Source organism: Pseudomonas sp. WP18, from assembly GCF_036689585.1.
GTDB lineage: Bacteria > Pseudomonadota > Gammaproteobacteria > Pseudomonadales > Pseudomonadaceae > Aquipseudomonas > Aquipseudomonas chlororaphis_E.
The window spans coordinates 991558-1006594 of record NZ_CP144758.1 but is presented as its reverse complement, the minus strand read 5'-3'; the positions used below and the strand labels follow the sequence as shown (position 1 = coordinate 1006594).

At 64.2% G+C, this 15037-nt stretch carries 11 protein-coding genes; 3 read left to right on the top strand and 8 right to left on the bottom strand.

Features of this window, described 5'->3' with window-relative positions; translation table 11 throughout:
* Positions 1 to 15: 15 nt before the first annotated feature.
* The 8 genes from tldD to mreB all read right to left on the bottom strand — a co-directional run bounded on the left by tldD (position 16) and on the right by mreB (position 11359).
* On the bottom strand, positions 16 to 1458 hold the full coding sequence (gene tldD, locus V5F23_RS04255; RefSeq protein ID WP_042730606.1) for a metalloprotease TldD: 1443 nt from the start codon (positions 1456 to 1458) through the stop codon (positions 16 to 18).
* A gap of 5 nt (positions 1459 to 1463) precedes the next feature.
* Positions 1464 to 2327, bottom strand: coding sequence for a carbon-nitrogen hydrolase family protein (locus tag V5F23_RS04250; RefSeq protein WP_042730607.1), 864 nt, complete (start codon positions 2325 to 2327; stop codon positions 1464 to 1466).
* 140 nt (positions 2328 to 2467) lie between these two features.
* Complete coding sequence (locus V5F23_RS04245) at positions 2468 to 6271, bottom strand: YhdP family protein (RefSeq protein ID WP_042730608.1); 3804 nt, start codon at positions 6269 to 6271, stop codon at positions 2468 to 2470.
* A gap of 60 nt (positions 6272 to 6331) precedes the next feature.
* On the bottom strand, positions 6332 to 7789 hold the full coding sequence (gene rng / locus V5F23_RS04240) for a ribonuclease G (RefSeq protein ID WP_042730609.1): 1458 nt from the start codon (positions 7787 to 7789) through the stop codon (positions 6332 to 6334).
* Between the two features lie 45 nt (positions 7790 to 7834).
* The gene (locus V5F23_RS04235; RefSeq protein ID WP_042730610.1) at positions 7835 to 8434 is read right to left on the bottom strand and encodes a Maf family protein; all 600 of its coding nucleotides are present in this window, start codon (positions 8432 to 8434) and stop codon (positions 7835 to 7837) included.
* Between the two features lie 120 nt (positions 8435 to 8554).
* Complete coding sequence (gene mreD, locus V5F23_RS04230) at positions 8555 to 9040, bottom strand: rod shape-determining protein MreD (RefSeq protein ID WP_042730611.1); 486 nt, start codon at positions 9038 to 9040, stop codon at positions 8555 to 8557.
* Entirely contained in the window at positions 9037 to 10152 is a 1116-nt protein-coding gene (mreC, locus tag V5F23_RS04225) for a rod shape-determining protein MreC (RefSeq protein ID WP_237614162.1), read from the bottom strand. The genes mreD and mreC overlap by 4 nt, the downstream gene beginning before the upstream one ends.
* A gap of 169 nt (positions 10153 to 10321) precedes the next feature.
* On the bottom strand, positions 10322 to 11359 hold the full coding sequence (gene mreB / locus V5F23_RS04220; protein WP_002555108.1) for a rod shape-determining protein MreB: 1038 nt from the start codon (positions 11357 to 11359) through the stop codon (positions 10322 to 10324).
* Between the two features lie 237 nt (positions 11360 to 11596).
* Between mreB and gatC the strand changes: the two genes are divergently transcribed.
* The 3 genes from gatC (at position 11597) to gatB (ending at position 14947) form a co-directional block, all read left to right on the top strand.
* Complete coding sequence (gatC, locus tag V5F23_RS04215; protein WP_042730612.1) at positions 11597 to 11884, top strand: Asp-tRNA(Asn)/Glu-tRNA(Gln) amidotransferase subunit GatC; 288 nt, start codon at positions 11597 to 11599, stop codon at positions 11882 to 11884.
* A gap of 16 nt (positions 11885 to 11900) precedes the next feature.
* Positions 11901 to 13352 (top strand): Asp-tRNA(Asn)/Glu-tRNA(Gln) amidotransferase subunit GatA, encoded by a 1452-nt coding sequence (gatA, locus tag V5F23_RS04210; protein WP_042730613.1) that lies wholly within the window; start codon positions 11901 to 11903, stop codon positions 13350 to 13352.
* 149 nt (positions 13353 to 13501) lie between these two features.
* Positions 13502 to 14947, top strand: a complete 1446-nt coding sequence (gene gatB / locus V5F23_RS04205; RefSeq protein ID WP_042730614.1) for an Asp-tRNA(Asn)/Glu-tRNA(Gln) amidotransferase subunit GatB — start codon at positions 13502 to 13504, stop codon at positions 14945 to 14947.
* The last annotated feature ends 90 nt before the right edge of the window (positions 14948 to 15037 follow it).

The following is a 15037-nucleotide window of genomic DNA, read 5'->3' as shown; positions in this document are numbered from 1 at the left end:
GAGCCTTGGCGCATTTCACGCACCGGTGCCACCCACGGTGATCGCATCGATCTTCAGCGTCGGCTGGCCAACGCCCACCGGCACCGATTGCCCATCCTTGCCGCACGTCCCCACGCCGCTGTCCAGCGACAGGTCGTTACCGACCATCGACACCTTGCTCATCGCCTCCGGCCCGTTGCCGATCAGGGTCGCGCCCTTGACCGGCGCGGTGATCTTGCCGTCTTCGATCAGGTACGCCTCGCTGGTGGAGAACACGAACTTGCCGCTGGTGATGTCCACCTGGCCACCGCCGAGGTTGGCGCAGTAGATGCCTTTTTTCACCGAAGCGATGATTTCCGCCGGATCGCTCTGGCCGCCCAGCATGTAGGTGTTGGTCATGCGCGGCATCGGCAGGTGCGCGTAGGACTCGCGGCGACCGTTGCCGGTACGGGCGACGCCCATCAGGCGGGCATTGAGCTTGTCTTGCATGTACCCCTTGAGCACGCCGTTTTCGATCAGCGTGGTGCACTCGGTCGGGGTGCCTTCGTCGTCGACGCTCAGGGACCCGCGACGTCCGGCAAGGGTGCCGTCATCGACAATGGTGCAGAGTGTCGAGGCGACCTTTTCGCCCATGCGACCGCTGTAGGCCGAACTGCCTTTGCGGTTGAAGTCGCCTTCCAGGCCGTGGCCCACCGCTTCGTGCAGCAGCACGCCGGACCAACCGGAGCCCAGCACCACCGGCAGGGTTCCCGCCGGGGCCGCAATGGCCTCCAGGTTGACCAGTGCCTGGCGCAGCGCCTCGCGGGCATAGCCCATGGCGCGGTCCTCGTTGAGGAAGTAACGATAGTCGGTGCGCCCGCCACCGCCATGGCCGCCCCGCTCGCGGCGGCCGTTCTGCTCGACGATCACGCTGACGTTGAAACGCACCAGCGGCCGCACGTCCGCCGCCAGGCCGCCGTCGGTGGAGGCCACCAGGATCCGCTCCCAAACCCCGGCCATGCTCACCGACACCTGTTGGATGCGTGGATCGAGGGCGCGGGTGGCAACGTCGATGCGCTTGAGCAACTCGACCTTTTCGGCGCGCGTCATGACTTCCAGCGGGTTGTCCGGTGCGTACAGCTGCGCCACGTCCTGGCTGCTGAAGGCCTGGACCGTGCCGTTCTGCCCTGCCCGGGAAATCGACCGGGCGGCACGGGCCGCAGCGCCCAAGGCCTCGAGGGTGATGGCATTGCTGTAGGCAAAACCGGTCTTTTCCCCGGACTGGGCACGCACGCCCACGCCCTGGTCAAGGTTGAAGCTGCCTTCCTTGACGATGCCGTCTTCCAGCGACCAGGACTCGGAAATCTGGCCCTGGAAATACAGGTCGGCCGCATCGATGCCCGGGCCGGCCAGATCGCCCAGCACGCCTTGCAGGCTTTCGAGGGTCACGCCACCGGGGGCTAGAAGGTGTTCACTGACTGAGGACAACAACCCGCTCATATGTTCTACGCCTTGAATTCGTCGTCTTGGACAGGCCGCTGTCGAGCGCCCTGCGAGAAAAAGCGCCGATGGCTGGCCACCGGCATGCGCGCCCGGATGGACGCCTGTTCGCTGCTGTCGCGCTCGGCCACCAGCACGGCCTCGCCTTGATCCTGTTGCGCCAGCACGCGCCCCCACGGGTCGACAATCGCGGCATGGCCAAAGGTTTCCCGGGGCCCAGGGTGCACGCCGCCCTGGGCGGCCGCCAGCACATAGCACTGGGTCTCGATGGCCCGGGCGCGAATCAGCACCTCCCAATGGGCCTCGCCCGTCACCGCGGTAAACGCCGAGGGCGCCGTGATCAGCTCGGCCCCGGCCGCCCGCAGCTCGCTGTAAAGCTCCGGGAAGCGCAAGTCGTAGCAGACCGTCAATCCCACCCGGCCCACCGGGGTATCGGCGACCACCACCTGGCCGCCATAAGCATAGTCGTCAGACTCACGGTAGCGACCGCGATTGTCCGCCACGTCCACATCGAACAGGTGCAGCTTGTCATAGCGCGCCACGATCTCACCCTGATCGTCGACCAGCAACGAACAGGCGTGGGCCTTGGCCTCGGGCCGGCCCGCCGGCGGCAACGGCAACGTGCCTGCGACAATCCATAACCTGAGGTCGCGGGCGACCTGTTTCAACCAGGGCAGGATCGGCCCCTGACCAATGGCCTCGGCACGGCCGATGTCGGCCACGTCCCGCCGCCCCATGGCCGCGAAATTCTCGGGCAGCACCGCCAGCCTTGCGCCACTGGCAGCTGCCTGCTCCAACAGCACATGGGCCCGCGCCAGATTGGCGAGCACGTCGCTCTGGCTGACCATTTGAATCACGGCGATTGGCATGGTGCTTTCCTCATTGTCTGCATCCTTCCCCCTGTGGGAGCGGGCTTGCTCGCGAAAGCGGTGTGCCTGTCACATCAATGTTGATTGTGCCGGCGCTTTCGCGAGCGAGCCCGCTCCCACAGGGGTTATCGCATCGTCTGTCAGAACGGCTTGTCGAACGTGATCTTCGGCTCTTTCCACGGCCCCTTGACGTCGTATCTTACGCTGGCGAAACGGGCCACGCGGTCACCGATCAACTTGTCGATCAGGAACAGCGCCCCACCCACCGCCGGTGCGCCCACGATCAGCGCGGCGATCGGCAGGTTGTTGGTCACCGGCAGGGTCACCAGCAGCTTGGCATCGACCCGGTCAGCCACCATGTCCAACGTGCCGTTGAGCTCCAGGTTGCTTGACGGTCCTGTCAGGGTAATCGGCTCGCGGGTCACGTAGACGCCATCGCTCGCCACCAGCAGGCCCTTGACCCGATCGTAGCTCAGGCCCTTGCCGAACAGGTCGGAGAAGTCCAGGCGCAGGCGTCGACCGATGGAGTTGAAGTTCAACAGGCCAAAAACCCGCAACGCCTGGGCACTGCCTTCGACTTCGACGAACTGCCCTTTGCTCAGTGACGCATCGAGGCTACCGGAAAAGCGCTTGGTGGCGACCCACGCCGGCGAACCGGGCCAGCGGCCATCCACATCCAGGTGGAACTCCTGGCTGGTCACGCTCGGCGCAAAGCCCCAACCCTTGAGCACATCGGCCAGGTTCTTGCCGCTGATGCGCCCCTTGTACCAACTGTTGGTGGCACCGGGCACGCCTTCCCAGCCGCCGCTGCCATTCAAGACCATGCCCCGCAGGCCCATGTCCAGGTTGTTCAGGGAAATGCCCTTGGCGGTCGGGCGCACTTTCAGCGACCAGGCGCCGATGAGGTCAGGGCCCTGGAACAGCTGGTCGATGGCGATATCCATGGCCGGGACCTTGGTCGGATCGACCGAGGCCAGCGGATCCGGGGCGTTCTCATCCGCCTGGACCGTCGGGTCCACCGGCGGCAAGCGAACATAATCCATCGCGATGCCAATCGGCGCCCCCTTGGCATCCGGGAGCGTGACATTGCCCTTGGCCTGTTGGCTGGCGAGGCGCAAGCCCCAGGCGTCCGGCTTGCGGTCGAGTTGCACCGAGGCCTGGTCCAGGGTGGTGCCCATCGCCGTCAGCTTGCCGACGTTCAGGTCGACGCTGTTGAGCAGTTGCTTGGCGCTGCCGCCCGGGTCTTGTCCAGCGTATCGGGTCACCAGCTCCTGCCAGGGACTGACATCCAGCTCCGACAGCGTCCCGCGCAGGCGCAGGCCCTTGGCGCCCGGCAACACCGCGTCGCCCGTGCCCAGCAGCAATTCACCGCGACCGTCGGCCAGTTTCCCGCTTGGCGCGGCGTAAGCGAAACGGGCCAGGTCGCCATAGGTTGCCCAATAACGCCGCTCCGGCCCTTGCAGGGTCATGCGAAACGACGTATCGCGCCCGACATCGGCCGCCATGCCGAAAGGTGCCGGCAGGTCCACCGCCACGCCCTTGAGGTTGGAATTGACCGACAACTGGCTGTCGGCGCCGTCGAGGACCACCTGCAACTGGTAAGGCACCACGCCGGATACCGGCAACGGTTGGGTGACATCCAGCCAACTGGCAAGCTTCTTGACCTCCACCTGGCCAGACGCCGTGACCCGGGTATTGAGTTCGCCGGCACGGCCCTCGGCAAAGATCTGTGCCGTCACGGGCCGGTCGAACGCCCGGGCACTGATGCCCTTGCCACTCAGGCCCTTGTTGCTGTCGAAGCGGAAATCACCCTTGAGCTGGGTCAGCTCCAGCGCCGGCTCGCTGAGCTTGAGCCGGGCCTTGTCGGTGGCGAAGTCCACCAGGATCTTCGGCTGTTCGCCCTTGACCAGCGGGATGTCGAGTTTCACGCTGCCTTGCAGATCGCCCTCGCCTTCCCACCCGGCGAACGTCTCGGCCGTGCCGATTGGCGCCGTCTGGAGAATCTTCAGTCCGTCCCCCAACCCGCCAGTGAACCCGCCGTCCAGCAACAGGTGGGAGCTCTGCCCACTGGGAACGTGGGGAATGTTCACCGAGACATCCTTGACCTGGGTGTCGAGCAATTGCCCCTGGCTGGCATAGACGCGTACGCCGCTGTCCTCGACGAAGACATCACCGCTGACCTTGCTGACCGACGGCCAGCCCGGCTGGAATGCCAGCTCGGCATCATGCACCTTGAAGAACAGGCTGATGCTGCGCGCCGCGTCCTCGGCACCGTGGTTCAGCGAGCCTTGGTACTGGAAGAACCCCTGGTCCACCGCGCCCTTGACGATGGCGGTACGCAGCCATTCATCCAGTGCCGGGCTGAGGACGGCAGGCAAGTACTTGCCGGTGTAGCGGCCGTCACCGTCCACCAGGCCGACCCGCAGGTCCATGTAGTCTTCCTGGCTGTGGTCGAAGTGCAGGCGGATCAGGAAATCGCCGGCAATCCGGCCCTCCTCGCCCAGTACCTTCAGGTACGGCGCGATCAGGGTGAAGCCTTGCTTGTCCAGCTTCCAGGTCAACCGGGCATTGGCTTGCAGGTATTGCCAGGGCTTGGCGAAGATCGGGTCCAGGTGCAGGGAAAAATCCTTGCTGTCCATGCGCAGCTCGCCGCCGCCCAGGTCGCCGCTGAGGCTGCCCGAGACGTTTCGCGCGGCCGGAGCACCGTGGTAGGCATCAAAGCCGACGGTGTCGAGGTTGGTGGCAAAGCTGATCTTCTGGTCGCCGGTGTTCTGCGGCCGGTAGTCCAGCAGCACGTTACGCAGGCTGCCGGTCACCTTGAGCCGGTCGATGACCGTGGCGACGCCTTCGGGCAATGGCGCCAGGGCATTGAGCAACGGGGTCAGCGGGGTCAGGTCGAGGCGATCGGCCTGCACATGCCAGCGCTCTTCAGCCTGTCCGGTGGCGTTGCTCTGCTGCAATTGCAGGCGCGACTCCCAACGGGTCTCGCCCAGGTTCATCGCCAGGGAATCGAACGTCGCGGTGAACCCTTGGTCGCCGCGCTGGAAATACCCGTTGAGGGCCAGGTTGTGGATCTGCACCGGCTTGCGCTCGGCATAGCCGCCCTGCAGTTGCGGCGCGTTCAGGCGCATGGCCGCGCTCTGCACGGTGCCGGCGCCCCAACTGAGCCAGAATTCGCCGCCGGCCTGGAGCCGGGCGACATTCCATTGCCCGGTCAGGCGCTTGGGCAACCACTTGGACCAGTCACTCTGCGGCAGGCTCAGGTAGGCGTCGGCCGCGCCATTCTTCCAATCGCTGGCGCGGATCCGGGTGCGCAGGTTGATTGCCACGGGTTGGCCGTCGGGCAGGGTCAGGCGTGCGTCGAGCCGCTGGCGCGTCGCGCCCGTGCGCAGGCTCAGGCCGACGTAGGTCAAGGTCAGGGGGGATTGTTCGAGGGGTTGCAGGGTGACCTGGCTGTCGAGCAGCGACAGCTTGGCCACCACCTGCATGCGCTCCAGCAATTGCTGCGGGTCGAGAGGCTGGTCGTCCTGCACCGGCAGGCCTTCCAGGGCCCATTTGCCGTCGGCGCCTTCCTTGAGGCTGATCTTCAGGCCGCTGAGCTCCAGGTGAGCAAGACGCACCTGGCGCGCCATCAGGCTCGCCCACAGGTCTGGCACCGCACGCACTTGATCCAGGTGCAGGGCATTGGGCCCCTCGCCGACCACCACATCGCGCGCGGCCAGGATCGGCGCCAGTGCGCTCCAGCTACCGTCGAGGCTGCCGATGTGCACGGGCAGGCCCAGGGCCTGGCCGGCCCGGTCCTCGACCTCGGCACGGTACTCGGCCACCAGCGGCACCAGCTCGCGCCCCAGGCTGACGTACAACGCCACCAGCACCAGCAGCAATGCACACAGGCCCAGCCCCCAGCGGGTCAGCGCAGCCAAAAAGCGTATCAGACGCTCCATGTCAGTGGCCTCCCCGGCAAAAAATGATCAAAACGGCGGACTCTCCGCTTCCCGAGCCCTTCAGAGCAGCACCACGTCGTATTGTTCCTGGGAATACATGGTTTCGACCTGAAAACGTATCGTGCGTCCGATAAAAGCCTCCAACTCGGCGACATTGCCCGATTCTTCATCGAGCAGGCGATCCACCACTTTCTGGTTCGCCAACACTCTATAGCCGGTGGCCTGGTAGGCGCGCGCCTCCCGGAGGATTTCCCGGAAGATTTCGTAACACACGGTTTCCGGGGTCTTCAGCTTGCCCCGGCCCTGGCAACTGCTGCACGGCTCGCACAGCACCTGCTCAAGGCTTTCACGGGTGCGCTTGCGCGTCATCTGCACCAGGCCCAACTCGGTGATGCCGATGATGTTGGTCTTGGCGTGATCGCGCTCAAGTTGTTTTTCCAGGGTCCGCAGCACCTGGCGCTGATGCTCTTCATCTTCCATGTCGATGAAGTCGATGATGATGATCCCGCCCAGGTTGCGCAGGCGCAGTTGTCGGGCGATGGCGGTGGCGGCCTCCAGGTTGGTCTTGAAGATGGTCTCTTCGAGATTGCGATGGCCGACGAACGCTCCGGTGTTGACGTCGATGGTGCTCATGGCCTCGGCCGGGTCCACCACCAGGTAACCGCCGGACTTGAGCGGGACCTTGCGCTCCAGGGCCTTCTGGATTTCATCCTCGACGCCGTACAGGTCGAAGATTGGCCGCTCGCCGGGGTAATGTTCGAGGCGGTCGGCAATTTCCGGCATCAGCTCGGCGACGAACTGCGTGGTTTTCTGGAAGGTTTCCCGGGAGTCGATGCGGATTTTCTCGATCTTCGGGCTGACCAGGTCGCGCAGGGTACGCAGCGCCAGGCCCAAATCCTCGTAGATCACGCTGGGGGTGGCGATGGTCTTGATCTGCGCGGCGATCTGGTCCCAGAGCCTGCGCAGGTAGCGGATGTCCATGAGGATCTCATCGGCACCGGCCCCCTCGGCGGCGGTGCGCAGGATGAAGCCACCGGCCTCCTTGATGCCTTCCTTTTCCACGCAGTCGCTGACCACCTGCTTGAGGCGTTCGCGCTCGGCTTCGTCTTCGATCTTCAGGGAAATGCCGACGTGGGCCGTGCGTGGCATGTACACCAGGTAGCGCGACGGAATCGACAACTGCGTGGTCAGGCGTGCGCCCTTGGAACCGATGGGGTCCTTGGTGACCTGCACCACCAGGCTCTGGCCTTCGTGGACCAATGCGCTGATGGTCTCCACGGCCGGCCCCTCGCGCATGGAAATTTCCGATGCGTGGATGAATGCCGCGCGGTCCAGGCCGATGTCGACGAATGCCGCCTGCATGCCCGGCAACACCCTTACCACCTTGCCTTTGTAGATATTGCCAACGATGCCGCGCTTTTGCGTGCGTTCGACGTGAACCTCTTGCAACACACCGTTTTCAACCACCGCCACGCGCGATTCCATCGGCGTGATGTTGATCAGGATCTCTTCACTCATGGCAGGGTCTCGTTCAGGCATGTTCACGTTTATGGCCGCATCAAGTCAGACGACGCCCAAGGGGCGCTCCAGGGTTTGCCAACAGGGTATGCCGAAATCACCCAGCAGTTGCGCGGTTTCGCACAGCGGCAAGCCAACCACCGCAGAATAGCTGCCCTCCAGCCCGGCGACGAACACCGCCCCCAAGCCCTGGATGCCGTAGCCGCCCGCCTTGTCCCGGGGCTCACCGCTGGCCCAGTAGGCCGCCGCTTCCGGTTCTGTGATGGGACGAAACCGCACCCGACTGCGGACCACCCGGGACTCGCATCGCTGGTCGTCGAGCACGGCAATGGCGGTCAGCACTTCATGATCGCGTCCGGACAGGCTCATGAGCATCGCCTGGGCATCGGCTTGATCCCGCGGCTTGCCGAGAATCTGTCCGTCCAGCACCACCGCCGTGTCGGCGCCCAACACGCAGCCGTCCGCGCCGCTGCGCCGTCCGGCTTCGGCCTTGCCGCGCGCCAGGCGCTCGACATAGGCGGCCGGGGTTTCGTGATCCAGGGGCGTTTCATCGATGTCCGCGCTGATGGCGGTAAAGGGCACGCCGATCTGTGTGAGCAATTCACGCCGACGTGGCGAGCCTGAGGCGAGGTAAAGCGGTTTCATCAAGACATCTCCCTCTCAAAGCACGGCCATCCGAACACAAACAGCTTTTTGTGGCGAGGGCGCTTGCTCCCTCGCGACAGGGATGTAACTCATCAGAAAAAGTGTAGATATCTGACCGAATCAGTTGATCTTGAAACGCAGGCGCAGGCCACGCAAACCGAAGCTGACCCACGGCCAGAGCAGCGCGCTGACCAGGGCTGGCAACACCAGCGCCAGGGTCGGCTGACGATTGCCGGTCAAGGCGCTGAGCCATAGCTGGACCAACTGCGCCAGGCCGAAGATCACCAGGATCACCAGGCACTGCTGCCACATGGGAAACATCCGCAGGCGCTGTTGCAGGGACAGGACCAGAAAGGTGATCAAGGTCAGGATCAACGCGTTCTGCCCCAGCAGGGTGCCGTAAAGCACATCTTCGGCCAGGCCCAGGCACCAGGCAGTGACCATGCCGACCTTGTGCGGCAAGGCCAGCGCCCAGAAGGCCAGTAGCAGGGCCAGCCACAGCGGTCGCAGGATTTCCATGAACTGCGGCAGTGGCGAAACGCTGAGCAACAGGCCGATGGCAAAGGTCAGCCAGACCATCCAGCCGTTACCGGATTTACTGCTCATTCTTCTCGTGCTCCCCTGGTGGCGGGCGCAGTGGCCGGCGTGGAGGTGGCAGGCTTGGGCGCGGGCCGGGCGTGCTGCGTCGCCGGCGCATGGCTGGTCGAACGGCTGCCGTTAGCGGCAGGCGCCGTGGCCGGGGCCGCTGGGGTCACCGGCGTCGTGGCCGGCGCAGGGGCCGCCGGGGTGGTCGGGGCGGTCGCTGGCTTGGGCACGGTAGCCGGGACAGCCGCCGGCGCCTGGGTGCCTGGCGTGGCCGAGTCCCCGCCCTGCCGGTCCTGGGCTTCCTGGGCCACCGCGGCATCGTTGGCGCGCTCTTCCGGGGTGCGATTGTCGCTGAACACCAGCAGCAGGTAGCGGCTGCGGTTCAGCGCGGCAGTCGGCACCGCGCGGACGATGGCGAACGGCTGGCCGGAATCGTGGATGACTTCCTTGACGGTCGCCACCGGATAACCGGCTGGGAAACGCTGGCCGAGACCGGAGCTGACCAGCAGGTCGCCTTCCTTGATGTCGGCGGTATCAGCCACGTGCCGCAGTTCCAAGCGTTCCGGGTTGCCGGTGCCACTGGCAATCGCGCGCAGACCGTTGCGGTTGACCTGTACCGGAATGCTGTGGGTGGTGTCAGTGAGCAACAGCACCCGGGCCGTATAAGGCATCAGTTCCACCACCTGGCCCATCAGGCCGCGGGCGTCGAGCACCGGCTGGCCGAGGAACACACCGTCGCGTTCGCCCTTGTTGATGAGGATACGGTGGGTAAAGGGGTTGGGGTCCATGCCGATCAGCTCGGCCACTTCGACCTTCTCGTTCACCAGCGCAGAGGAGTTGAGCAACTCGCGCAGCCGCACGTTCTGCTCGGTGAGGGCCGCAAGCTTCTGCATGCGCCCCTGCAACAGCAGGTTCTCGGTCTTGAGTTTTTCGTTTTCGGCGACCAGTTCGGTGCGGCTGCCAAACTGGCTGGCCACACCCTGCCACAAGCGCTGTGGCAGGTCGGTGATCCAGTAGGACTCCATCAACACCAGCGACATCTGGCTGCGCACAGGCTTGAGCAGCGTGAAGCGGGCATCGACCACCATCAGCGCGACCGACAGCACGGCCAGCACCAGCAGGCGTACGCCCAATGAGGGGCCTTTGGCGAAAAGCGGTTTAATAGGCCGCTCCTCCCAGGCAAATGTTTTCTTTATTCATACGGCATCAGACCGGCCTGGATACGAATGGCAGAAGATAAACGCCAACGGGCAGCACTGCAAAGTGCTGCCCGGGCGCGAACAACATGCACCACCGCCAGGCTTATTCGCTGGAGAGCAGGTCCATGGTGTGCTTGTCCATCATTTCCAAAGCACGGCCACCGCCGCGAGCCACGCAGGTCAGCGGGTCTTCGGCAACGATTACCGGCAAGCCGGTTTCCTGGGCCAGCAGTTTGTCGAGGTCACGCAACAGCGCGCCACCACCGGTCAGCACCAGGCCGCGCTCGGCGATGTCCGATGCCAACTCCGGCGGCGACTGCTCCAGGGCGCTTTTCACCGCCTGGACGATCGTCGCCAGGGACTCTTGCAGCGCTTCCAGGACTTCGTTGGAATTCAAGGTGAAGGCACGTGGCACGCCTTCGGCCAGGTTACGGCCGCGAACGTCGACTTCACGCACTTCGCCGCCCGGGTAGGCCGTACCGATTTCCTGCTTGATGCGCTCAGCGGTGGATTCGCCGATCAGGCTGCCGTAGTTGCGACGTACGTAGGTGATGATCGCTTCGTCGAAACGGTCGCCGCCCACACGCACGGACTCGGCGTAGACCACGCCATTGAGGGAGATCAGCGCGATCTCGGTGGTACCGCCACCGATGTCGACGACCATCGAACCGCGGGCTTCTTCCACCGGCAGGCCGGCACCGATGGCAGCGGCCATCGGCTCTTCGATCAGGAACACTTCGCGGGCACCGGCACCCAGGGCCGATTCACGGATGGCCCGACGCTCCACCTGGGTGGACTTGCACGGCACGCAGATCAGCACGCGAGGGCTGGGCTGCAGGAAACTGTTTTCGTGAACTTTGTTGATGAAATATTGCAGCATCTTTTCGCAGACGCTGAAGTCGGCGATCACGCCGTCCTTCATCGGGCGAATGGCAGCTATGTTGCCCGGTGTACGGCCCAGCATGCGCTTGGCTTCCGTACCGACAGCCACGACACTTTTCTGGTTGCCGTGGGTACGGATGGCCACGACCGAGGGTTCATTCAGGACGATACCGCGCTCGCGCACGTAAATAAGGGTGTTGGCAGTGCCCAGGTCAATGGAAAGATCGCTGGAAAACATGCCACGCAGTTTCTTGAACATGGGAAAGGGACCCTAGGCAACGCGTGGGTAAAAAAGTGCGGCAAACTCTAACAACGACAGGGATTTTGGGCAAGGCGCCAATATGTTAAATTGGCCGCTTTTCTGTGCACCAAACCCTACAATCGCGGCCAATGCCCTGTTGTGATACAGGGCACTGGACCGTAGAAATGCGGTAGTGTTCCGACAATCTAACACACGGACCGACTGCGTCCGTTCTGTTTTCCACTGGAGAATCCCATGGCGCTTGAACGCTCCGACGTGGAAAAAATCGCTCATCTGGCCTGCCTGGGCCTCAATGAAGCCGATCTTCCACACATCACTTCTGCCCTGAACAGCATTCTGGGGTTGGTCGACGAGATGCAGGCGGTCAATACCGACGGTATCGAGCCGCTGGCCCACCCACTGGAAGCCAGCCAGCGCCTGCGCGCCGACGTCGTGACCGAATCCGATCATCGCGAGGCCTACCAGTCCATCGCACCAGCGGTCGAAAACGGCCTGTACCTGGTTCCGAAAGTCATCGACTAAAGGGAAAGAGCCTCTCATGCATCACATGACCCTGGCCGAGATCGCCCGCGGACTCGCCGACAAGCAGTTTTCCTCCGAAGAGCTGACCAAAGTCCTGCTGGCGCGCATCGCCCAACTCGACCCGCAGCTCAACAGTTTCATCAGCCTCACCGAAGAACTGGCCCTGAACCAGGCCGCCGCCGCCGACGCCCGGCGCGCCAAAGGCGAGAGCGGCGCGCTGCTGGGCGCACCGATCGCCCACAAGGACCTGTTCTGCACCCAAGGCATCCGCACCAGTTGCGGCTCGAAGATGCTCGACAACTTCAAGGCCCCGTACGATGCCACCGTGGTCGCCAAGCTGGCCGCCGCCGGCGCCGTGACCCTGGGCAAGACCAACATGGACGAGTTCGCCATGGGCTCGGCCAACGAGTCGAGCTACTACGGCGCGGTGAAAAACCCGTGGAACCTGGCACACGTGCCGGGCGGTTCGTCCGGCGGCTCCGCTGCCGCCGTGGCCGCGCGCCTGCTGCCGGCCGCCACGGCCACCGACACCGGTGGTTCGATTCGCCAGCCCGCGGCCTTCACCAACCTCACCGGCCTGAAGCCGACCTATGGCCGGGTGTCGCGCTGGGGCATGATTGCCTACGCGTCGAGCCTCGACCAGGGTGGCCCGCTGGCCCGCACCGCCGAAGACTGCGCGATCCTGCTGCAAGGCATGGCCGGCTTCGACCCGAACGACTCCACCAGCATCGATGAACCGGTGCCGGACTACAGCGCCAACCTCAACGGCTCCCTGCAAGGCCTGCGCATCGGCGTGCCGAAGGAGTACTTCAGCGCCGGCCTCGACCCACGCATTGCCGAGCGGGTCCACGACAGCGTCAAGACGCTGGAAAAACTCGGCGCGGTCGTCAAGCAGATCAGCCTGCCGAACATGCAGCATGCGATTCCTGCCTACTACGTGATCGCGCCAGCGGAAGCCTCGTCGAACCTGTCGCGTTTCGACGGCGTGCGCTTCGGCCATCGCTGCGAGAACCCGGAAAACCTGATGGACCTGTACAAGCGCTCCCGGGGCGAAGGCTTCGGTGTCGAGGTGCAGCGTCGGATCATGGTCGGGGCCTACGCCCTGTCTGCCGGCTACTACGATGCCTACTACCTCAAGGCGCAGAAGATCCGTCGGCTGGTGAAGAACGACTTCATGGCCGCCTTCAACGAGGTCGACGTCATCCTCGGCCCAACCACGCCGAACCCGGCCTGGAAACTCGGCGCCAAAGACAGCGACCCGGTGGCCGCCTACCTGGAAGACGTCTACACCATCACCGCCAACCTCGCCGGTTTGCCGGGCCTGTCCATGCCGGCCGGCTTCGTCGATGGCCTGCCGGTGGGCGTACAGTTGCTCGCGCCGTATTTCCAGGAAGGCCGCCTGTTGAACGTTGCCCACCAGTATCAGTTACACACTGACTGGCACACCCGCACCCCTCAGGGGTTTTGAAACTGCTGCGCTCGGTAATGCTGCGTTGAAAACTGGTTCGAAATGCTCATTGACTACTGTCAACTCCGCTTTCTCACCAGTTTTCGCCTTGCCTTACCTTCGCTCGCGACGTTTCAAAATCCCCTGATAAGACTTCTGAGGAGAAACACATGCAATGGGAAGTCGTGATCGGGCTGGAGATTCATACCCAGCTCACCACCCGGTCGAAAATCTTTTCCGGCAGCGCTACCACTTTCGGTTCCGAGCCCAACACCCAGGCCAGCCTGGTGGACCTGGGCATGCCCGGCGTGCTGCCGGTGCTCAACGCCGAAGCGGTGCGCATGGCGGTAATGTTCGGCCTGGCGATTGACGCCGAGATCGGCCAGCACAACGTGTTCGCCCGCAAGAACTACTTCTATCCGGACCTGCCCAAGGGCTACCAGATCAGCCAGATGGAACTGCCGATCGTGGGCAAGGGCCACCTGGACATCGCCCTGGAAGACGGCACGGTCAAGCGCGTCGGCATCACCCGGGCGCACCTGGAAGAAGACGCCGGCAAGAGCCTGCACGAAGAATTCAACGGCGCCACCGGCATCGACCTGAACCGCGCCGGCACGCCGCTTCTGGAGATCGTTTCCGAACCGGACATGCGCAGCGCCAAGGAAGCCGTGGCCTACGTCAAGGCGATCCACGCGCTGGTACGTTACCTGGGCATCTGCGACGGCAACATGGCCGAAGGTTCGCTGCGCTGCGACTGCAACGTGTCGATCCGTCCCAAGGGCCAGGCCGAGTTCGGCACCCGCTGCGAGATCAAGAACGTCAACTCGTTCCGCTTCATCGAGAAGGCGATCAACAGCGAGATCCAGCGCCAGATCGAACTGATCGAGGACGGCGGCAAGGTCATCCAGCAGACCCGCCTGTACGACCCGAACAAGGACGAAACCCGTCCGATGCGCAGCAAGGAAGAAGCCAACGACTACCGTTACTTCCCCGACCCGGACCTGCTGCCGGTGGTCATCGAGGACACCTTCCTCAATGACGTGCGCGCCACCCTGCCGGAACTGCCACCGCAAAAACGCGAGCGTTTCCAGGCGCAGTTCGGGCTGTCGAGCTACGACGCCAACGTCCTGGCCACCAGCCGCGAACAGGCCGACTACTTCGAGAAAGTCGTGAGTATCGGCGGCGACGCCAAACTGGCGGCCAACTGGGTGATGGTCGAGCTGGGCAGCCTGCTGAACAAGCAGGGCCTGGAGATCGACGAGTCGCCGGTGTCGGCCGAGCAACTGGGCGGCATGCTGTTGCGGATCAAGGACAACACCATTTCCGGCAAGATCGCCAAGATGGTGTTCGAGGCCATGGCCAATGGTGAGGGCAGCGCCGACGAGATCATCGACAAGCGCGGCTTGAAACAGGTCACCGACACCGGGGCGATCAGCGCCGTGCTCGATGAAATGCTCGCAGCCAACGCCGAGCAGGTCGAACAGTACCGCGCGGCAGACGAAGCCAAGCGCGGCAAGATGTTCGGCTTCTTCGTCGGCCAGGCCATGAAAGCCTCCAAGGGCAAGGCCAACCCGCAACAGGTCAACGAATTGCTCAAAAGCAAGCTCGAGGGCTGAGTGCGATGGAGCCAGTCCGCAAGTCTGGCTCATTCCCCTGTGGCGAGGGAGCTTGCTCCCGCTGGGGCGCGCAGCGCCCCCCGGCTTTCT